The 21,123-nt window shown below is 47.4% G+C and carries 22 protein-coding genes; 16 read left to right on the top strand and 6 right to left on the bottom strand.

What is annotated here, in order from left to right; all coding sequences use genetic code 11:
- The first annotated feature begins 4 nt into the window (after positions 1-4).
- From H8J70_RS12900 to H8J70_RS09860, 4 genes are all read left to right on the top strand, one after another.
- On the top strand, positions 5-109 hold the full coding sequence (locus H8J70_RS12900) for an IS3 family transposase (protein WP_425489114.1): 105 nt from the start codon (positions 5-7) through the stop codon (positions 107-109).
- A gap of 240 nt (positions 110-349) precedes the next feature.
- Entirely contained in the window at positions 350-730 is a 381-nt protein-coding gene (locus H8J70_RS09865) for a hypothetical protein (RefSeq protein ID WP_186504028.1), read from the top strand.
- Between the two features lie 100 nt (positions 731-830).
- On the top strand, positions 831-1,160 hold the full coding sequence (locus H8J70_RS12515; protein WP_222433668.1) for a hypothetical protein: 330 nt from the start codon (positions 831-833) through the stop codon (positions 1,158-1,160).
- 84 nt (positions 1,161-1,244) lie between these two features.
- A complete protein-coding gene (locus H8J70_RS09860; RefSeq protein ID WP_186504026.1) occupies positions 1,245-1,655 on the top strand; it encodes an SRA domain-containing endonuclease in 411 nt (136 codons plus the stop codon).
- Between the two features lie 94 nt (positions 1,656-1,749).
- Here H8J70_RS09860 and H8J70_RS09855 read toward each other — a convergent pair whose 3' ends face one another.
- Positions 1,750-2,451, bottom strand: coding sequence for a hypothetical protein (locus H8J70_RS09855; RefSeq protein ID WP_186504025.1), 702 nt, complete (start codon positions 2,449-2,451; stop codon positions 1,750-1,752).
- Positions 2,452-3,297: 846 nt separating this feature from the next.
- Between H8J70_RS09855 and H8J70_RS12895 the strand changes: the two genes are divergently transcribed.
- Positions 3,298-3,522: a hypothetical protein gene (locus H8J70_RS12895; protein WP_425489126.1), complete on the top strand. Its 225-nt coding sequence runs from the start codon at positions 3,298-3,300 to the stop codon at positions 3,520-3,522.
- The gene (locus H8J70_RS09845; protein WP_186504020.1) at positions 3,519-3,944 is read left to right on the top strand and encodes a (deoxy)nucleoside triphosphate pyrophosphohydrolase; all 426 of its coding nucleotides are present in this window, start codon (positions 3,519-3,521) and stop codon (positions 3,942-3,944) included. The genes H8J70_RS12895 and H8J70_RS09845 overlap by 4 nt, the downstream gene beginning before the upstream one ends.
- Before the next feature lie 187 nt (positions 3,945-4,131).
- Here the strand turns inward: H8J70_RS09845 and H8J70_RS09840 are convergent, their stop codons facing one another.
- The 3 genes from H8J70_RS09840 to H8J70_RS09830 all read right to left on the bottom strand — a co-directional run bounded on the left by H8J70_RS09840 (position 4,132) and on the right by H8J70_RS09830 (position 6,611).
- Positions 4,132-5,178, bottom strand: coding sequence for a threonine aldolase family protein (locus H8J70_RS09840; RefSeq protein WP_186504019.1), 1,047 nt, complete (start codon positions 5,176-5,178; stop codon positions 4,132-4,134).
- A gap of 83 nt (positions 5,179-5,261) precedes the next feature.
- Entirely contained in the window at positions 5,262-5,903 is a 642-nt protein-coding gene (locus H8J70_RS09835) for an MBL fold metallo-hydrolase (protein ID WP_186504018.1), read from the bottom strand.
- Between the two features lie 9 nt (positions 5,904-5,912).
- Positions 5,913-6,611 carry a DsbA family oxidoreductase gene (locus tag H8J70_RS09830; RefSeq protein ID WP_186504017.1) on the bottom strand — a complete coding sequence of 233 codons (699 nt, stop codon included), beginning with the start codon at positions 6,609-6,611 and terminating at the stop codon, positions 5,913-5,915.
- 115 nt (positions 6,612-6,726) lie between these two features.
- On the opposite strand from H8J70_RS09830, the gene H8J70_RS09825 reads away from it, so the two are divergent.
- From H8J70_RS09825 to H8J70_RS12890, 6 genes are all read left to right on the top strand, one after another.
- Entirely contained in the window at positions 6,727-7,068 is a 342-nt protein-coding gene (locus tag H8J70_RS09825) for a winged helix-turn-helix transcriptional regulator (RefSeq protein WP_186504015.1), read from the top strand.
- Positions 7,069-7,219: 151 nt separating this feature from the next.
- The gene (locus tag H8J70_RS09820; RefSeq protein ID WP_222433667.1) at positions 7,220-8,449 is read left to right on the top strand and encodes a GIY-YIG nuclease family protein; all 1,230 of its coding nucleotides are present in this window, start codon (positions 7,220-7,222) and stop codon (positions 8,447-8,449) included.
- 273 nt (positions 8,450-8,722) lie between these two features.
- Positions 8,723-9,148 carry a hypothetical protein gene (locus tag H8J70_RS09815; RefSeq protein WP_186504012.1) on the top strand — a complete coding sequence of 142 codons (426 nt, stop codon included), beginning with the start codon at positions 8,723-8,725 and terminating at the stop codon, positions 9,146-9,148.
- Between the two features lie 164 nt (positions 9,149-9,312).
- Positions 9,313-9,735 (top strand): ferritin family protein, encoded by a 423-nt coding sequence (locus H8J70_RS09810; protein WP_186504010.1) that lies wholly within the window; start codon positions 9,313-9,315, stop codon positions 9,733-9,735.
- A 566-nt stretch (positions 9,736-10,301) separates the two neighbouring features.
- On the top strand, positions 10,302-13,268 hold the full coding sequence (locus tag H8J70_RS09805) for a hypothetical protein (RefSeq protein WP_186504008.1): 2,967 nt from the start codon (positions 10,302-10,304) through the stop codon (positions 13,266-13,268).
- Positions 13,269-13,541: 273 nt separating this feature from the next.
- Positions 13,542-13,976, top strand: a complete 435-nt coding sequence (locus H8J70_RS12890) for a sacsin N-terminal ATP-binding-like domain-containing protein (protein WP_425489125.1) — start codon at positions 13,542-13,544, stop codon at positions 13,974-13,976.
- Between the two features lie 431 nt (positions 13,977-14,407).
- On the opposite strand, the gene H8J70_RS09795 is transcribed toward H8J70_RS12890, so the two are convergent.
- Entirely contained in the window at positions 14,408-15,424 is a 1,017-nt protein-coding gene (locus H8J70_RS09795) for a YeiH family protein (protein ID WP_186504005.1), read from the bottom strand.
- 149 nt (positions 15,425-15,573) lie between these two features.
- Between H8J70_RS09795 and H8J70_RS09790 the strand changes: the two genes are divergently transcribed.
- Positions 15,574-16,479 carry a LysR family transcriptional regulator gene (locus H8J70_RS09790; protein ID WP_186504002.1) on the top strand — a complete coding sequence of 302 codons (906 nt, stop codon included), beginning with the start codon at positions 15,574-15,576 and terminating at the stop codon, positions 16,477-16,479.
- A 57-nt stretch (positions 16,480-16,536) separates the two neighbouring features.
- Here the strand turns inward: H8J70_RS09790 and H8J70_RS09785 are convergent, their stop codons facing one another.
- Entirely contained in the window at positions 16,537-17,037 is a 501-nt protein-coding gene (locus H8J70_RS09785; RefSeq protein WP_186504000.1) for a nitroreductase family protein, read from the bottom strand.
- 288 nt (positions 17,038-17,325) lie between these two features.
- Between H8J70_RS09785 and H8J70_RS09780 the strand changes: the two genes are divergently transcribed.
- The 3 genes from H8J70_RS09780 to H8J70_RS09770 all read left to right on the top strand — a co-directional run bounded on the left by H8J70_RS09780 (position 17,326) and on the right by H8J70_RS09770 (position 21,115).
- Entirely contained in the window at positions 17,326-18,093 is a 768-nt protein-coding gene (locus tag H8J70_RS09780; protein WP_186503998.1) for a DeoR/GlpR family DNA-binding transcription regulator, read from the top strand.
- Between the two features lie 67 nt (positions 18,094-18,160).
- On the top strand, positions 18,161-19,363 hold the full coding sequence (locus tag H8J70_RS09775; RefSeq protein WP_186503996.1) for a four-carbon acid sugar kinase family protein: 1,203 nt from the start codon (positions 18,161-18,163) through the stop codon (positions 19,361-19,363).
- Positions 19,364-19,525: 162 nt separating this feature from the next.
- Positions 19,526-21,115 (top strand): hypothetical protein, encoded by a 1,590-nt coding sequence (locus H8J70_RS09770; RefSeq protein ID WP_186503994.1) that lies wholly within the window; start codon positions 19,526-19,528, stop codon positions 21,113-21,115.
- Positions 21,116-21,123 lie beyond the last annotated feature (8 nt).

Below are 21,123 nucleotides of genomic sequence, written 5' to 3'. Positions count from 1 at the left end.
TGCAATGATTGAGGATTACATTGGCTATTACAATACTAAGCGTTTACAGAGAAAACTGGGTGTAGTAACCCCGATGGAAAAGCACAATAACTATTACGTGGCAGCATAAAAACTGCCACCGGATATCGGTGGCAGTAATAAGTACATGTTTTATTTTTTGCTCTGTCTACTTGACGGGGAGCGGTTCAGATTCTGCTGAGGCAGGGCTATGTTGCTTTACACGTAAAACTGACCCGTCTCACGAGCCTATCAGTCAAGTTTTTGCTGGGATTTTTGTTCTCTAAAACTTATCAATATGATATAATAAAGCTATAATTATTTCGTATGCGATGGGAAGGAGTGAATGAGTATGTTTTTGGCATTACCAGCGGGTTGGCTCGAAGAGATAGCAGCTGGGGGATTGAAGACGAATTGGAAACGGGTTCTGACGGCAGAGGATATTCTGGTCGCATCAGATGATGAGTTTCATCGTCTGGAAGACACGAAACAGTATACCTGCAGCGTAATCAACGCCTTTTTAGATATGGGCGTGCTCATGGCAGAGCGTGAGGCGATTCAGGCGTATGCCATGAAAAATCCATACATTATGGCATCAGCACCGGAGATAGTAGACGAAAGGGATGCCTTGTGGTACGCCAAACAGGAGTATCGTGTCACGACGCCAGAGGACAAGGAGCAATTGCTGCAACTCCTGCGTAACGATGAATTGATGCAGCCATTGGATGAATAAGTGGTAACAGATTTGCCCTCACCTGTTTCGTGACAGTTGAGGGCTTTTCTTTTGGTTCTTCACGGATTTCTGTGGAATGTGAAAGTTGCAGAGATTAAAAATGAAAAAGGGAATTGAAAAAGTGAACGGGATGCTCCGTTATGGTAATAGCGATAAAAATAGGAAGAATAAATCCATGTCTATTCCACCGCAATCAATGCCAGCAATACGGCCAGACTTCAATGAGAACCTAGATTTCAAGTATCTCAGAACTCGGATTACAACGCCCGCAGCTGTATGGATTAAAGCCTTGCTCCTGAGCCATGTTTCCATCAAGGCCGTTAGAATCACCCGTATCCAATGGGTCACCATAAAAAAAGACTCTTCACCTTTTTTGCTTCGGCATAACTATTTGGAGAATGCTTTTGCTTTGTCTCTAACTAAGGTATAATATACATATCAAAACATACTGACTGCCGGCGGACAGGAGTGTTGTAAATTGGCTTAGAACACGAATATGTAGGGGGGAACTATTATGGGCTTTCAACCACCGTTTAAAGTAGGAAGTGTAGTAAAGCATGAAGAGATGTACAAGGCCTTTAAATGTGCTAATATGGGTGGCATGCGCTACTCTAGTGCAACAGAAACATTAGTATTGCTGCTTGATCATACGAGACACTTGTATAATGACAATTGGCGAGGGGATATACTGTATTATACTGGTACCGGGAAAAAGGGAGATCAGATCTTAAGCGGCGCAAATAAAAGATTGGCTCAATCGCGTACAACTGATCTTACAGTCCATCTTTTTGAGGTCTTTAAGACCGATGCATACACGTACTGCGGTGAAGTAGAATTGGCCGGAGAGCCATACCAGGAGGTTCAAGATGATGAAGAAGATCATCCGCGCAAGGTGTGGATTTTTCCGTTGCGGCATGTGCAATGATAACTTGATAACATCATTTTGAGGTTACAGTAAAACAGCCAGGTCTTAGACAAATATTTCTTGTCTGAGACCTGGCTGTTTATATGATTGAAATTTAGTCTTTTGCGCCAATTAGTCGATTGAGAGAACTGGAGCAACTGGAAATAATTCGTTTGTACAGGCTTTGCGGTGTGGTGTGATTCAAACGGGTGACATTGGCACGGGCCCGATCGTCTTTACGAGAGAAGATGAGCTGCTGGGATTTGCTGTCGTAAAGAGCGAATTCGATGTTAGCGGTAGGCATAGGTACATTTCCTCCAGGAACATGGACTTCATGTGTAGTCGGTGTTGAGGTGTAGCCGACAATATTTCCCTGCAGATTTTTAACTGTTGACGTATCTGTCGTCTGATATGTATAGCTTGAAGGTTCAATGTACGTGCTGCCTGTGCTGTACTCTAACACGTTGATGAAGAGCGTGGCATCTGTATATTGGCCAATGACCTTGATTTCGTCCGCTAATACTTCTTGTGGTGTATGCTTCGAAAAATCGTAGCCGTCGTGGGTCATAATGGCGGTGATGTCTGCAAAAGTCATGATCTTTACGTTTTTCAGGTTTAGCTTTTGGGCTGTGACATCATCGATGTTCCGCTTGCTCACTTCAGGAACATTATTGTTCGGATAATTGATTGGCGCGACCATAATCGTCTTGATGGACTGGAATGGAAAGGTCTTGCTGGACCATTCTTCGTATTGCGCTGAAGCAGCTCCCATGGAAAACACCATGAGACATAAAAATAAAAGCACTTTTCTAAACATGGAACTCGTCTCCTCGCTGCGACCGCTGTCTGAGCGGCCCGTATATGATAATTATGATATCAATATAGCATAAGAAAACCTAACCTGTAAATACGGATAAATGCCTATTTTACGGTCATACTAGAAGAATTTATTTTACAACTATAAGAAAGGACATACGTAAGATAAATTAATCGAAAATTAAAATATAAAGGACAATCCTTTGTCCGGCATGTTGGGCTTTCTAAAGCTAAGAAAAATGTCCGCATAGGATGCTTTTGCTATATCTCTGACTACGGTATAATAAACTTATCAAAACGGAAAGCAGGGATCTTTATGGATGGGAACAGGCAAACGGGTACGAATTACACGCTGAAGGATTATTTCATAAACTATCTTTTAAAAATCCGAGGGATTTCCCAATCATCGGCTAATCATTACGTTGGCGCGTTGCAAACGACGATTAGCCGCTATCTCATGGAAAAGAAGCTGGTGAGCCAGTCGATTTTTGAAATCACCGATTTGGATCGGCTCGTGCAGTATGAGGAAATCCTTATGCATGATGCGGATTTCTTGGCGTTGAATCAGCGTGGCAATCGTATGTACAGCGTGGCTCTCCACCGCTATATGGGATTCGTCCAAGGGGAGTGGTTTCGGCAAAGTACGGATCCGCAGGATGAAATAAAAAAGCTGGATACGCCTATTTTGGTCAAGGCCTATTATCAGACCACGGTGCAGCAATATAAGCGCTCCGGAATTATCAAAAAGCAGGTGACCGAAGCGGCTTTATATCGTTGTGAGGCCAATCCGGATCATCAAACGTTTATCGTCAACCATACGTCTCATCCCTATATGGAAGGCCATCACGTGATTCCCTTGAAGAAGCAAAAAAACTTTTCCTACAGCCTGGACGTTTACGCTAATGTCGTCTGTCTTTGCCCTGTGTGCCATCGTTTGCTGCATTACGGGAGACCAGAAGACAAGGAACGCATTTTGACAAAGTTCTATGATGAACGAGGCGAACGCTTAGCCCGCAGTGGTATAGAAGTGAGCCGGGCTGATTTTTTAGGCCTGACGGAGGGAAATGTATGAAGACAATCCACGTAGTAGCCGCGGTCATTACGGACGGCACCCGCGTTTACGCGACGCAGCGCGGCTATGGTGAGCAAAAGGGCGGCTGGGAGTTTCCTGGCGGCAAGATCGAAGCAGGAGAGACGCCGGAGGCGGCGTTACGGCGGGAAATCCTGGAAGAGCTACAGACGGAGATTGCTGTCGGGACGTATTTGGGGACTGTGGAATACGACTATTCGGCGTTTCATCTCTCTATGGCGTGCTACATCTGCCAGGTAGCTGCCGGTCATTTGACTCTTGTCGATCATATGGCCGCTAAATGGCTCACAGCAGATACTATGGAAAGTGTGGATTGGCTGCCGGCGGATAAGGTGGTTGTAGAATGGGTCAGAACGTATATGGGCTGGGAAGCAGCAGAGCCGCGGCATGAGGGACCAAGATAACGTAACATAGCTAAACTGTGAGTTTGTTTGTTGAGCAGGTACGTGTGCGGATTCGTCTCTTTCCCACGCTGCCTGAGGCAGCGCGTATTCCCCCCCCCCTATGTGAGGAAAGCAACACACAGACGCAGTATATCTAAGTGCAGGGAATGCAAAAGCCAGGCCGTTTTGGCCTGGCTTTTTTGAATTCTTATAAGCTTTTAATGATTTCGCATAGTTTTTCTGTGTTTTCTACTGTCGTTGCCCAGCTGGTGCAGAAGCGGATGATGGAGTGGCTTTCGTCGTATTTTTCGCCGAAGTTGTAGACGGCTTTTTCTCCCAGTTTTTTCATCTTTTCGTTGTCGATGATGAAGAAGATTTGATTGGTCTGGGAGTCGAAGCAGAGTGGCAGGCCTGCTTCTTGCAAGGCTGCTTTGATGCGGTGTGCGCAGTCGATCGCTGTTTTGCAGAGTTCTGCGTAGAGGTTGTCTTTGAAGAGTTCGTCGAATTGGATGCCTAAGACGCGGCCTTTTGCCAAGAGGGCACCGTTTTGCTTAATTATGGTGAAGAAATGAGGGATAAGGTCCGGATTTGGCAAGACGACGGCTTCGCCTAAGAGGGCGCCGCATTTCGTGCCGCCAATGTAAAAGACGTCGCACAGGCGGGCAATGTCTGCCAGGGATACGTCGTTTTCCGGGCAGGCCAGGGCGTAGGCCAGGCGGGCGCCATCGAGGAACAAAGGCAAATGATGACGGCGGCAGACGTTGCTAATGGCGGTCAGTTCTTCTAAAGAATAGAGTACGCCAAATTCGTTAGGCTGGGACAGATAGACCATTCCCGGCATGACCATGTGTGCTTTGTTGTCATCGCCTTCGTAGTCGGCTACAAACTGTTCGACTGCCGCAGCAGAAATCTTTCCCGATTCCGAGGGAATGGTCATTACCTTATGACCACCGGCTTCGATGGCGCCGGCTTCGTGAACACTAACGTGACCGCTTACGGCCGACACGACGCCCTGATAAGGCTGCAAGACTGCCTTGATGACGATGGCATTCGTCTGTGTCCCGCCGGTCAGAAAATGAACAGCCGCCTGCGGTGCCGCACAGGCCTCGCGGATCCGTGCCCGGGCAGACTCGCAAATTTCATCGGTCCCGTAGCCCGGCGTCTGCATTAAATTCGTATCGATCAAGCGCTGTAAAATCCGGGGATGAGCCCCTTCCTGATAATCTGAAGCAAAGTGCAATTGTTCCTGTGCCATAAGAATCTCTCCTCATTTCTGGTTGATGTAGTTTCTCTAATATTTTACAGGAAATGCCGGGGAAAAGCTACTGGATAAAGGTTTCATTTTCGAGGAAAAGCCTGGCTGATGCGGCTTTTTTCGGCGTAGACTGTGGTGGGCTCGCTGTGGCCGGAGTAGAGGACCGTGTCGTCCGGGAGAACCAGGATACGTTCAAAGATGCTGTGCATCAGTGCCGGCAGATCGCCGCCATAGTAGCCGCTGCTGCCAAAGCTGCCGGCAAAGATGGTATCGCCGACGAAAGCGGCGTGATCAGCGGCGCTGTAGTAGGTTACACTGTCAGGAGTGTGGCCCGGTGTAGGGAGTACTTGCAGGGCTACGGCAGGATTGGCTGCCAGGGTGATGGTTTCGTCGCCACGCAGATAGGTTACAGGATCGACGACGACGTGGAGGCCGCAGGCTGCCGAGAGATTCCAGACCGTGTCTTTGACGTAGCGTTTTCCTGCAGCGTGGATGAGGACCGGCGCTTGCCATGTCCGGCTCAGCTCGTTGGCTGCTGCCGTATGGTCGAAGTGACCGTGCGTGAGCAGGATTTTTTCGATGGTATAGCCTTTTTCCCGTACCAGTTCAGCCAGCTTGTCCGCTTCAGACGGCGCATCGATGAGAAAGCCATGCTTCGTCTTTTCATCAATGAAGAGGTAGCAGTACGTGGAAAAATATCCTTTTACCAATAATGTCTGAATCATGGCCTAGCCTCAGAAACTGCAGCCGTTGATACCGCAGGCCATGCCGGCCGATTCTGCAGCTTCGGTCTGGGCTTCTTTTTCTTCTTCCAGAATGTTTCCCAGTGCTTCCTGAATCAGCTCTGCCGGCTGGGCACCTGAGATGGAATATTTCCCGTTGATGAGGAAGAAGGGCACAGCGTTGATGCCATTCATATAGGCAGCCTTTTCGTCGTCCCGCACGTCCTGGGCAAAGGCATCACCTTGTAGCACGTTCTTGGCTTCCAGCGGATCTAAGCCCGCTTCCGTAGCAAGCTGCAAGAGCAGGTCCTGGTCACTTAGTTCCTGATTCTTGCTGAAATAGGCCTGGAACAAGGCTTCGATAAGAGCCGTATTCCCCTTGCTCTGCGCATATTTCGTCAATCTATGGGCGTCGAAGGTGTTCGTATAGCGGGTCGTAGCATACTTGAAATCAAGGCCCTCTTGGACGCCCATATGGGAAATGCCATGGATGGTCTGCAAAGCCCCCGCTTCGGACAAACCATACTTCTTGGCAAACCGGGCCGGCGTCGTCGAAGTCACTTCCTTAGGCGCACTGGGGTCCAGCTCAAACGCGCGGAACACGACATCTATCGATGCCTCCTGGGGCAGCGCCTGCAGGGCTTTCTTCAATCTCGTTTCACCAATATAGCAATACGGGCAAGCATAATCGGACCATATTTCAATTTTCATGAGAATCTCTCCTTTGGAATACACTTACTATCTCGTTTATGGTACCCATTATACGGACTTTAGACAGGATCACAAGAACGCAAAAATAGGAGAGATACTATATAAAAAGAGAGAAATGGCATTTTCCGCCACCTTGGCCGCACAATTTTCAGACTGCCCCCTAGAATACACAGCCAATCTCTTAGGCGGCAAATGGAAAATTAAACTGATCTGGACCATCTACGAAGCAAAGAACATCCGCTTCAACCAACTGAAAAGAGAACTCGACGGCATTACGGACATGATGCTGACCAAAATCCTCAAAGAACTCGTAGCCGAAGACATCATCTGCCGGACCCAATTCAACGAAATCCCGCCCCACGTCGAATACTCCCTCACAGAAACAGGCCTAAAACTGGTCCAATCCCTAAGCGCCATCCGCGAATGGACAAAGGAACAACAAGAAAAAAAGGAATAGGTAAGCTTTTCCTGAGACGAGGAAAGGGGCTGCGAAGCCGCCGATAAAGGCTGGAAGCGACAACGAACAGCAGCGTAATGCGCATACTCGCGCGATACGCTGTTTTTTGGTACAATAATAACAAAATGATCCGACAGGGGGCTGGAAAATAATGGAAACGGGAGTGGAAGGCATGGCTCCATTGGGGAAAAATATATCACTATATCTCATGGACGGAGAGGCTGCCGGACGATGGGTGGCGCGGTTATCGAATTGGAACTGTGTGGCCTATAAGATTCCATACGGCGATTTGAAGGAATTTGTAAATGGTGATGAAGATTACTGCTTGTTAAGTGGACCTGGAGTGTATTTTCTCTTTGGCAAGGACGACGCCACGGGAAACGATTTCGTCTATGTAGGCGAAGCAGATAACGTGCTTAGACGAATCGACCAGGACCATACATTTCAAAAAAATGATACATACTGGAAAGAGGCCATTACCTTTGTTGCCACTGATGGATCACTAGACAAGGCGCGGGTCAAATATTTGGAACATCGTTTCTATACGCTGGCAAAGGAAGCTGAGCGGGATGTCGTGAAAAATAGCAATACGCCAACACAGTCACCCTTGTCGAAGGCTGTGCGCGATGAATTGGAGCAGTTTATACGGAATGCTGAACTGATTTTGCCGGTCCTTGGCCATCGGACACTGGAATCCATGCGGCTTGTGACAGCAAATATGCAGGCTGAAGACCTCCTATATTTCAGCCGTAACGGCGGTAAAGGAGGCAGAGGTCTGTGCCGCATGACGGAAGACGGCTTCTGGGTACTCAAGGGGAGCTATATCTACCCGAATCTGTCTGCATCGGCCCCTAATGGCATACGCAAGGCCCGGAAAGAATATGCCCGGATCATTGATCAAAATAGCATTCTTCAGGAAAATATCCGTTTTAGCAGCCCATCCTATGCGGCTTCCTTTGTCTGCGGCAAAAGCTCTAATGGGTTGAAAGAGTGGAAAAATAAAGATGGCGTGTCTTTGAAAGATCTGGAACAAGGCAAACAGGAAAAGCCATCATCAGGAATAAAACCAGAACGAGAAATCCTGCACCTTTCCGGCCATAAGGCAGTGGCCAGAGGCTATTTGGATGGAAAATGTTTCGTCGTCCTTAAGGATTCGGGAATTTGCCTGAATGAGCGCAAATCCTGTCCCTCTAGTGTGCATCACCATAGAGAGCTTTTGAGGGAACGAGGCATTGTAAAAAATAATGTATTTGCAGTAGATTATTCTTTTTCCAGTCCTTCTATGGCGGCATCATGCATCCGTGGTGGTACGGCTAACGGAAGAGAAGCCTGGCTCTATGAAGACGGACAAAGCATAAAAGAACGAGAGGAAAATAGCTGATTTACTAAGGCACGTAATGTGTAGTGGTTAATACAGAAAAATGGCGTAAAAACGAGGTACAGATCCTTGTTTTTGCGCCTTTTTTGCGTACCTTTTGAGAGAAATAGATGGAACTGCTTGGATTTGTGGGACCATTCTTGCAAAAATAGCTTCAATCTATACCTCTTATGCGAATTACGTATTGTGTTACGATTGAACTTTTCGAATAGTTATATTAAAATAGATATATAAAAAATGTCGCCGTTTGTTATGGTAAAAAGAGGGTGCATCATCATGTACAAGTCTCACCGAAAAAATCAATCTTCTGATACGCAAAACGATATGGTTCGCATCCAATCTGCGTGCGAGCAGATCAATGCTGATGTGGCCAAGCTGAAAACAGCCCTCCTTGCAGTATTTGACATGGAACCGGATTCAAGCGTATTTTCCAGCATTACCAGCATTGAAAAAGAAGTAGAGCACATTGCCGGGCTCATTCGATCTGTTACGGGAATCAACACCATCGGCCTTGCTTGTAGCCGTATCTTGAGCCGCTTGCAGACGATTAAGACAGAACTGGCCAATACACTCGACGTAGATGAATACAGACACATTCGTACTGGTGTCTACGCCATCGACGCCAGCGTGCAATACATCGAAATCTGCCTGATCCGGATGATGAAAACGCCGGCTCTGGCCACGGCCCCGGCATATCACTAATTGCATATAGTCAGACGAACCAAGCTGCCTCGCCATACTAGCTTAGACGAGGCAGTTTTTTTGTTTTTGAAAACCTTTGTTGCTATTGAAATTATATATGGTATAATAATTGAAGTAAATATAATTTAACAAAATAGTATTTTGCATAAAGGAGAAGGATACCCATGGAATTACATGACAACGCAAAAGGAACGGCCATCGAAGAACTCATTAAAACTCTGCACACGGCAGAAGTACACGGCTCCGACTCCTACTACGTCTTAGCCGCACAGGCTAAAGCTGCCGGCCTGGACGACCTGGCCGAAGCCATGTCCTTGAATGCACACGAAGACTCAGCCCACGGCGGCACCTATGGCGCCATGCTAGGCTTAGGCGCTAACGACGAAGCCACCCTCTGGAAACGGGCCGTCGCCTTCTACCAAGCCGAAGCCAGCGCCAAAGAAACCTTAACCGCATTGGCACAAAAAGTCCGTGACGCAGGCTTCCCGGACGTAGCCGACGTAATCCTCGCCACAATCCCGCAAGAAGACGAACACGCCCGCCGGCTGGCAAGGGTATTTGAAGCACGGGGTATTTCGTACAAATAAGAGACGCTAGCCTTCTCAAGAGAAGGTATCGGCAAAGCCGGAGAAAAACCGGCATGCCATATGATATGCAGTAAACAACAAAACACCCGCTCAGTGTAGCGCTGCAGACTGACAAAGCTATAGTATAATGGCACCACTTTAGGCGCCTGGACTCTCAACATTTCTGAGATTTCAGGCGTCTTTTTGTGTAGAAAAAGGATTATTAGAATAGATAACAAATAGTTTGATAGGACAGACATATGTCCCTACATTTTGCTAAACTATATGTAATAAGGGAAAACTGCTTCGGCAACAAATACCATATCAACCGGCAGACCTTTGTGCCGTTATCAGACAAAATTACGAACTACCACCAGCTGTTACGGGGGTAATGTCGCTTTGAAGGCGACCACAAAGACTCCAGTATGGCGTATTCTATAAATAAGAAGACACGAATTTTATTAGACTATCATGACAAATCACTTTGTTAAGAAATAACACATGATGATTGTCACGCACCTAAGCCTTTGGTAGAATAAAAGAATAAGAATTGCGAATACAATACCTCAAGAGGGAGGTTGGTATCATTGAATCAGACAGTAGAAATGTATTTCCAAAAATTGATAGAAACGCGTAAGATCCATCCGGCTAGGCATAGCATATGCGATGATCCTGGTCAATTTGTTAATTTCCGAAGAAAGCAGTTTTTGTTTGCATTACTTCAATTGGCTGATGATGCCGAAGCAACAGTGGCACGTTTTGTCCTTGAAAAAGACCGCTTGATTTTTTCTTATGCAGGAAAACGCCCGCTTACGATTACTAATCCGGCAACGGAACGTATGGACTTGGAACGAGGTGTACTGGGAGATATCAATGCTTTGACGGGATTAGATCTTTTTACGACCACGAAGGATAATAAAATAGGAAAAGTAAATGCAGGGTTGAAAATGATTTTTCAATTTGCCTTCTCTTTTGAGGTTTATGATCCGGCCATTTTTTTTCGTGTAGATCAGATGGGAATACCGAAAGTGTTAACTACGGACACGCCTGGACGGAAGCCGTCGTATACAAGGATTATTATTCCGTTAGGTGAAGGAGAATTGCCTCATAACTTAGCGTATAACATTGTGAAAAGAACATTGCAGCATCTTTATTATCCTAATTTGTTTTTGACTCATTTGCGAGATATTGCTTATAAGATCGATGATGAGCATATAGGATCGTATAATAAGCTTGTCTTGCATACACTGGAATTAGATGCCCAGACACGGGTAAAGAAAATTCGCCTGATATGTCAATCTGATAATTATCCAGCCGATGAAACGGATTTATGGGTATTCAAACGTCATAGTAATGAAGGGACCTGCGCTGTAGGTTTCCTGGTTGATGCGGCTGGTAATCTACAACCTATAGTAAGAAACGCCTTTTGCTTCTTTCTAACCAAAACAAATACAGGTTTGCAATTCTTAATCCAGGCGCCATTCCATCTGGATACAGACGTGTACCAGATTTTAGATCATGATCCACATAATGAAATACTGCTTCAAACCCTGACGCAGCTTGCGGCAGACGCTATGCAAGGTTTCAAACAAATAGAGAACGAAGTTAATGAGCGCGTTTTGACCGATACGGTTTTTTCTGTCATTCCTTTGGAAAAAGATGAGATGACATCTGGACTTTTTTCTCAATGGCAGCCGCGCTTTTATGAATCTATACACCAGTCCTTTATGACGCAGAAAATTATTCCTACCAAGAGTGGCTATGTAGACCGTGCTCATGCGTACTGGGCGGCAAATAGTGCAATGCTTACCTTGTTCGACGATGCACAATTACGCCGTTTGTTTGACAAGTCTGATGTAGGTTGGATATATCCAACACAAGGCTATGAAGAAATAAAGAAGGACTCTGTAAATCAGGCACTTTATGGATATTTGGATTCTCTCACTACGCTTAAAGTTCCGGAAGAATCTCTTATAAAAGGCCATTATGCTGACGCAGGTAAGCGCATTCGGGACTTTATCGGCGTTACAGTGAAATTTATAGAAGCCCAAAAAGATACGTGGCTCATTAAATTTTATCGCTGGCTACTTGAAAAAAGTCAATACTGGGAAACTGCGAAAACAAAGCCGATTTTCCTGGATCAAAATCGCCATGCTGTTGCAGCCTATAATATTCGCACTAGACGGCCTGGTATCTTTGTCCCACACTCAGGGGCAAGGAACACACAGCCTCTACCTGTCATTAACATGGGACTAGCTGATGCCAGTAGTACACAGGAACTATTAGATCATTTTGGTATACGGACTTATACGAAAAAAGACTATATGGAGTTTATCATATTACCAGGTCTCGATAAAAGCAAGGACATAGACTGCGAGAATTTTAAGGCCGTATTCAACTATTATTGGGAATGCTCTAAACAGGAGCGGTATTTCTTCCTCATGAAATTAAAGTATCATAAATTTCTTATTGCTAGGAATTATAAAGAGCATCCGTTTTATAATCAGAAGGCAACACATGTATATTATCTGCCCGACTCAGTAAGCGGATTGCCAAACTATGAAGAAAAAGATAACTTCGGCAATCTTTTGCACTATGTTGATACGCCCCGCTATATAAAAGCTGTCGGCAAAGATAATAAGCAAAAATTATGGCTTTTTTTGGAAGAATTGGGGGTTGAAAAGAGAAAAGAAAGGATTAAATCTAATCCGCAAAGTGGAGGCAAACCGCCGATACCACCACATGCTGATGACATTCTTAAACAGATATATCTATCACAAAAAATGCTAAAACGATGCCCTTTTGATAACTATTCGTTGTATGAGAAAATCGGCTATGTGAAGAGAAATGATGGGTATGAAAAAAAAGTGAAGGTTTTGTCCTGCCCATTATGTCATAAAAGTTTTATGCAGAACAATTCTGTTCCTAGAGAATTGTATGATAGAGACTATGATGTAAAATTAAGCAAAATTATAGAGCATAGTGATAGTAATGGTACACAAGGAAATAGTAGTAACAACGTAATTAATCCAATTGAATCGGGCTCAAAGCCAGGTTATCAAATCGGTTTGATGAAATTTAAAACTCTTATTATTTCCCATAACCCTTATGTCCAATGTATTGCAGGCCATAAGACAATGAAGAGAAGCGAGATTCAATATGATTGCAGGAATGGCAGCAATAAGACGCTTAAGGTTAGAATATGTCGTACTTGCCACAGAGTATATCTTGAAAAAAAAGAAATTCCAGCAGATATAGACTTTACAGCACTTAATGTGCATCTTCTTAATATGGCTACTGCGAAGAAAATCATTGATCATGTAATTAGCTTAGATACTTTAAATCAAAAAATGGAAGAACTTGAGAGCGAAGGTAAACGCATCTTTAGTCCAGAACAAGGTACAGGTATCGTTATCAAAAATGGCATTCCTTTGAAAGGAACCACTAATAGAAAAGAAACGGTTATTGCAGTAAAATTCCTCGAGGATTTGGATAAGATAAGATATTTTAGGGAAAATGTCGCTTTTAAGAATCATGATCTCATCTTTTACTAAGCGGTAAAGCGCCGGCACAGACTAGGGGAAACTGTGCCGGTGTTTTTTCTAAAATAGATAAACTTTAACAGTGGACACCCGTCCGTCCCCTTTACTGCAGTGTACTTACTAAAAATCCATGAATGTCGCATGTTTACCAAAAAAAAGTATGTGATTGTTGGCACGTATCGGAATTTCTGATAGAATGAATGCATAAGTATCAAATATCGGACCGGAGCATAGTAACAGCCCCGGATATATATATACTACACCTCAAAAGGGAGGTTATTTTGATTGAATGCTGAAGAGAGAGTTTATTTTGAAAAATTATCCGCAAGTCATCGGGAGGATGTAAGGACGTTCCAAAAGCCTTCATATACGGGTTGGTGGGATAGTATTACTGATAAATATTCAGATAAGGCGCATTTCCTGTATGAGCTGCTGCAGAATGCCGATGATGCCGGGGCGACGGATGCCCGGTTCATGTTAGAGGATGAACGCTTGATTTTTGCCCATAATGGGACACGTCATTTTTCCATTACCAATCCTGATACGGAAGGAGAGGATAAGAAAAACGGTACCCTCGGCGATATCAACGCCATTACAGGGATTGCCTTTTCCAACAAGGATAAACAGAATAAAATAGGAAAATTTGGCGTAGGCTTCAAGGCTGTATTTCAGTACACGAATACGCCGCATATATGGGAGTGGCATTGTCACTATGAATAGGAAAAATGAAGATGACATAACGGTTGAAAAAAGAGATAATTTTGGAACAAGTTTCTATATTAGTCCTGTTTTTTGCTACTTAAGAAAATATCTGAAATCAGGAGATTATCCTAAAAGTATCATTTTAGCTTGGTATTAAAGATGGCGGGTCCAGCACAATCCTTATGCTTGGGCTAGACCCATCCTTGTTTTTAAAAGCATGTTCGTTAACCAGGAACTGAGCCATGCGGCAATTTGAATCTGAGCCACCTTTGTTCCCAAATTTCTGTTTTCTGGAATTGAATACTTCGCACCAATTAGGCCATTGGCTTGGTGCTTTTAGTCCATACACACTTTTCATCAGGAAAATTTCCACAAAAAAAGCGTGCATCCCGAGAGAGGTTGGAGAGGATGCACGCTTTTATTAAAAACCAGGTAGAAAGGTATTAATCTTAAAACCACGTCCGAACAATAAACCAGGCCAGGCTCATGATGACGACGGAGCAGAGGGCGGCGCTGGTGAGGGGACGGACGCCTTCGTGGGCGATGACGCCGAAGTTGACGTTGAGGCCCAGGGCTGCCATGACCATGCCGAGGATGAGGTAGGCGATTTTGACCAGTGTCGGAACGGCGATTTCTACGGCCGGGATGTACGAGCCGATGGCGCTGGCGATGATGAAGCCGCCCATGAACCAGGGGATAGGAACCTTGAATTTCGAGTTCGTATCGCCGGATTTGCGGCGCTGGCGCCAGGCTTCGAAGACGCCGAGGATGAGGGCTACCGGAGCGAGGAGAAGGACACGGGAGAGTTTGGCGATGATGGCGCTGTCCGTGCCGACCGGGCCGGCACTGCCGCCGGCGGCGACGGCGTGGGCGATTTCATGAAGGCTCAGGCCTGCCATGACGCCGAATTGGGCATTGCTAAAGCCGAGGAAGGGCTGTAAGAAGACGATGACCAGGGTAAAGACCGTGCCCAAAATGGCGACGATAGCGACAGCCAGGACGGACTGGTCGGCTTTGGCTTTGAGAGCGCTGGAAATGCCCATGACAGCGGCGGCACCACAGATGCTGCAGCCACAGGCCGTGAGGAGGGCGAGGATGTGATCGACGCGGAAGAAGCGGGCTACGAAATAATTAATGGTAATCATGATGGCTACGACAAAGACCGCTGCTTCCAGACTTTTCAGGCCGGCGCTCATGAGGATGACCAGGTTGAGCTTGAAGCCTAAAAGGATGATGCCGGCACGAAGAAATTTATTGGCAATAAAGCCTGTGCTTTCCCGTGCCATTTTGGTAATGGATTGACTAAATTGAATGACCATGCCCAAAACGAGGGCCAAAACGAGATGACCGATGAGGGAAAAGCCTGGCAGGCTGGCCAGGGCCTGACCGATAAGGGAACAGGCCAGGGTAAGGATGATGCCAATCATGGCATTGCGGCGATTGGCAAAGGGAAATAACGAAGACATAATGACAACACTCCTGACATACTTGCGTTTAACGCATAATTGAATTTCTAAGATGCAATAAGTATACTCCAGGTCTTCCTTTTCGTAAAATACTAAGATATAATAGATTTCATAGGCATTTACTTATAGGAATAGGATGTGTATCTTTCATGACGTTTCGCCATTTACGCATTTTTCTCACGGTCTGTGAGACTCTCAATATGACCAAAGCGGCAAAGGAACTGCATATTAGCCAGCCTTCCGTAACCCAGGCTATTCATGAGCTCGAAGCCCATTACGGCCTGTTACTCTTTAAAAGGTCCGGGCGCCAGATTTTTCTCACGCCTGCCGGCCGCCATTTGGAGCAGCTGGCCAGTCAGATTATTTCCTTGCAGCAGCAGGCTGAGGCGAGTATGCACGCCCTGCAGCACCAGCTGCCCATTTGGCTCGGTGCCAGCATTACCATTGGCGATGTTTTCCTCGTCGACCTCTTGCAGCACGCCCGCCAGCTTTGGCCGGATCAGGAAATCCTTTCAGCCGTCCATAATACAGAAGAACTGGAACAGCTGCTCCTGGAGGATAAGCTCGACCTGGCTCTCGTCGAAGGGCGCCTTACGTCGCCCCATTTGACGACTGTCCCTATCCTGACGGACTGGCTGACACTCATTGCGTCGCCGGAAAATGAATGGGCCCACAAGACCATTCAAACGGCCCGGGATCTCGATCACTTGCCGGTTTTTGTCCGTGAAGAAGGAAGCGGCACGCGGGAACTCTTCGAACGGGTCATGCAGGAGCATCACGTACCGTATCACGTCATTGGCGTGTACAATAATTCGACGGCCATTAAGAACGCCGTCATGGCCAATCTCGGCCTGTCCTTCTTATCGCGCACGCTCGTACGCAAGGAAGTAGCAGACGGACGGCTGGTGGAAGTGCCCATGGGTGAACTCGAATTTAAGCGTGTATTCCGCATTGCGTACCGCAAAGACAAGTATTTGACGCCGCCCATGGAGGCTCTCATTGACGAATGCAAACGAAGCGAAGAATGGCTCCACGGTGACAGAGAACCTGTATAAGCATGACAAAAGAGCTGGGAAAAGGCGAACCTTTTCCCAGCTCTTTTTGGCGTGTCATTAGCGGATATAGTGGATGCGGCTTTCGTCAAAGCGGTCCTTTTGCGGACGGACCTTTTCGGCATAGCCATAGGCAAAGATGGAGAAGGGCATGAGATCCTCAGGGAGGTCCATGATTTCCCTGACCTTGGCAATGCGGTCGGCAAAAGGCGCTACGCCGACCCAGACGCCGCCCAGGCCCATTTCATCACAGGCGAGCCACAAATGCTCCGTGCAAATGCTCATGTCTACAGGTGCTACGTTTTGATAGGGCATTCCTGTGGCATGCATGACTGTCAGAATGGCTACAGGCGCACGGCCGGCGGGTTGGGAAAATTCGCTGATATGAGATAACTTTTCCAGCACCTCTTTGTTGGTAATGACATAGAATTCCCAAGGCTGCTGGTTGCCGGCTGACGGTGCCTGCATGGCGGCTTTGAGCATATATTCCGTTTTTTCCTGTTCAACAGGACGGTCGGCATATTTTCGGACACTGGTTCTGGTGAAAATGCTGCTGGTCATGGGTAGTACCTCCTGAAAGATAAAATGATCAATACAATATATTGGTGTTTACCTATTAAACATACTATATATAGTATGTATCATGGCTAAATCATAGCATATTTCCTACATATACGCAAGGACACCTATGCCGTTGCTCTGTACGGCCTGCGTGGAAAAGAGAAAAATAATAGCACAAAGATATTGACCAGCCCAAAGTGGTCACGTATAATTAAAGTAACACAAATTAACAATAAATAACATGAAAAGCGTTTCCATCATGTTAACTCAGACAGGAAGGGATGCCTCATGCTGGCAGCAGAACGCAGACAGTATATACTAAACGAATTATATAAAAATAAAGCCGTTGCCATTAACGAACTGGCGGAAGAATTAGGTGTAACAACCATGACGATCCGCCGGGATCTCCATTTACTGGAATCACAGGGACTGTTGGAAAAGAGCCACGGCGGCGCCGTTTTGGCCGAATCCCTCGTAAAGGAAGCAACGTACCGGAACCGTAAATTGGCCCATGTGGAAGAAAAGCAGCACATTGCCAAGACAGCACTGTCGTTTATCGAGTCTTCGATGAGCGTCTACATCGATGCCGGCACGACGACATATGAACTGGCAGAGCTCATGGCCCAGCAGCACTGGGAAGATCTGACCGTCGTTACCAATGATTTATCCATCTCTCAGATTTTGTCGCCTGTCCGGGGTATCGATACGATTATGGTCGGCGGCCATGTTGACCGGGAATCCAATTCGACCGGTGGTGTATTGGCCATAAATATGGTACAGTGCATGCACTTTGATCTTTGCCTCTTAGGCACGCAGGCCATCACCAAGGACTGGCGCATTATGACGGCCAATGCGGATAAGGTCGACGTCAAGCGGGCCTGTATCCACGCAGCCGATCAGGTCGTTTTGCTGGCCGATCATTCAAAATTCCACAAGCACAAGCTGTATTATATTGCCGGTTTGGATGAAATCAATGTCCTCGTGAGCGATTATAAGACGACGGAAGACGAATTCAGAAAACTGCAGGAATTGGGCGTAGACTACGTGCTCGTATAATACCACTCAGATATAAGGACAGGCCTTTAAGGGGCCGCTACAGCCATAGGAAAAGGAGACTAGTACCATGCATACTTTTGTCGTAATTGCCGATGATTTTACAGGCGCCAATGATACGGGCGTCCAGCTTTGCAAAAAGGGCGTTGCCGCCCGCGTCGTACTGCACGCCAGCGCTGTTACGAGTGACGTAGACAGCGTTGTTGTCGATACGGAAAGCCGCGTTATTGCCGCTGAAGAAGCAGGCCGCCGCGTAGGCGCCGTGGCCCAGCAGGTCATGGAAACAGGCGGCTGCCGTTTCCTCTACAAGAAAATCGACTCGACGCTGCGGGGCAATATTGAAGCGGAAGTGCGTTCTCTTGCGGCTATTTACAAGCCGGACTTCGTCGTCTGCTGCCCAGCCTATCCCTCACAGGGACGGACCGTCAAAGGGGGACGCTTGTACGTACACGGTACGGCCCTCATGGAAACGGAAATCGCCGCCGATCCGCGCAACCCGCTCCATACAGACGTCGTCGCCCAGATCCTCAACGCTGCCTTAGGCGTGCAGACCGTGCAGATGCCGGCAGTGGCCCTGACAGAACAGACCGTCCTGCCAAACGGCGTATATACCTTTGATGCGGCAACGGAAGGTGATTTACAGCGTATTGCTACGTATTTCCTGCACCAGGAGGATAAGAAAATCCTTTGGATTGGCGCGGCCGGCCTGGCTGAAGGCCTGCTCAATGCGCTCTATGCCGGCAAACCGGCCTTGGCTATCGTCGGCAGTATTAGCCAGAAAACGCTGGAACAGCTGGCCTATTGCCAGCAGCAAGGCGTAACTATCGTCAAAGTCGATATGGCAAAAGCCTATGAAGGCACGCCTGCCGATACGTGGGCGCAAGAGGCCATTACGGCACTCCGGGCCGGCAAGGATGTCATTGTCACGGCGACGACGTGCCGCCAGGATTACGAAGATTTCGTAGCCTACGGTAAGGCAAAAGGCGTCTCGACAGACGAGCTGGCCAATTTCGTCAAACATACGCTGAGCCGCCTGGCACCGGTCATCGTGGGCAGTGCGGATGTTGGCGGTATCTTTATGACCGGTGGCGATACGGCCATTGCCGTCATTGAAGAGCTCCACGCCACAGGCTCGTTAATCCGTAAAGAAGTACTCCCGGGCTTCGTCTTGGGGACCCTCTGCGGCGGCCTTTGCCCGGATCTGCCGGTTATTACCAAAGCCGGCGCCTTTGGTTCGGAAAAGGATATCTTTGCCTGCCTGGAAACCTTATAAGTATATACAAACAAAAATAAGCAGTGTTTCTGTCGGCCTCTCTGGGGCTAAGGGAAACGCTGCTTTTTGTATGGGAAAATGAGCCTTTGCAAAATGGCGTATATCCTGTACAATAAGAATATAGAACAATTTGTCACGAATGTTTTCCGAGGGATGACTTAGATGGAAGAAAAGGAAAGGAATAACCATAAGCAAGGCGCCGCAGAGGAAGAGGAAAAAAACGCTGCAACAGAAGCAGCTGCGGCAGAACGGGAAGCGGCCAGTGCCGGTATAGCTGCTGCCAACGGGGAAAGCCTGCGCCTCCATAGTGCCGCTGCCAAGGAACACCTCGCAGCCTATAGCGGCATCGACAATGAAACGGGCCAGCGGCTCACGCGCAGCCTGAAGGATGTAGCAGAGAGCAAGGTCAATCCGCAGTACGCAGAGCAAAACCTGAAACAGCAAGCCGGCTTTTCTGCAGAAATCAAAGAAACGGCAAGGGCCAACGAAGAGAATATCCTGAACAAGACGGGAACGCGTAAAATCCGTACGGACGATATGGGCCGGGTCAACGATCCGCTCTACGACCATATGGAACTGGACGAACAGGGCCGGATCATTCCCGGTTCGGGCGGACAGATGAAATTTGTCGGCAAAAGCCCGCAGGAATGCCTGGATAAGCTCATGAGCACGAAGTACCAAAAGTACGTCGATCACGATGTGTCCTTTGAAGTGCCGTCTGATTATTACGATGGCATCAAAGAGGAAATCGCTGCGCGCACAGAGAATCTGGAACGGCAGTTAGACGCTGCCAAACGCCGTGGCAAGGACGACGTAGCCGCGCAAAAACGCAAGCAGATCGAAAAGCTCAAAAAAATAAAGAACGGTCTGAAAAAATCGCGCCTATCCAACGACGAGGCCTTAGAGGCGCGGCAACACCCCAAGCTTTCTACGGCCAAGGAAATCAACCGCTTAAGTCACCAGACCGGCGTAGGCGCTGCCAAAAGTAGTGCCCTTATAGGCGGCGGCCTGAGCCTCGTGCAAAACGCCGTTGCCGTCATGGAGGGGAAGCTGGATGCAGATGAAGCCTTGGCAAACACGGCGGCGACAGCTGTCAAAGCCGGTGCTTCAGGCTACGCCATTGGCTACGGAACTACGGCTCTTATGGCGACTATGCGCAATTCCAGTACGGCCCTCATGCGGACTCTTAGCAATACGGGGCTGCCGGCTGCCGTCGTGAGCTCTGCCGTCCTTTCTGTGCAGGCCGTCTGCGATTGCCTAAGGGGCAAGATTTCTGCCGGTGATTGCTTGCAGCAAGTCGGGAAAAATACGCTAACTGTAACGTCTTCGATGGCCTACGCAACGGCTGGCCAGGCCTTGATTCCTATCCCTGTCGTCGGTGCCGTCGTTGGCGGCTTAGCCGGCTACGCCCTGACAGCAGGCTGCCTGGCCTCGCTCATGGAAGCCCGTGAATCAGCCCGTCTGGCCCATGAAGAACGCCTGCGCGTAGAAGCAGAATGCAATCAGGCGATTGCGGCCATCCGCAGCTACCGGGCAGAAATGAATCGCTATACTACCCTTTATTTTACGCAGCAAAGGGACCTTTTTAACGCCAGCTTTGCACAAATGAAAAAGGCCCTCATGCTGGACGATGTCGATGGCTTTATTGATGGCGTCAACCATATTACCCGTGGCTTGGGCGGCGACGTGGAATTTAACACGTTAGACGAATTTGAAGCCCGTATGGACGATGATACGCCATTTAAATTATGAATTATTGA

This window comes from Megasphaera hominis (genome assembly GCF_014269395.1).
GTDB lineage: Bacteria > Bacillota > Negativicutes > Veillonellales > Megasphaeraceae > Megasphaera > Megasphaera hominis.
Note: the sequence above shows the minus strand (reverse complement) of the source record. Positions and strands in the feature narration are given on the sequence as shown.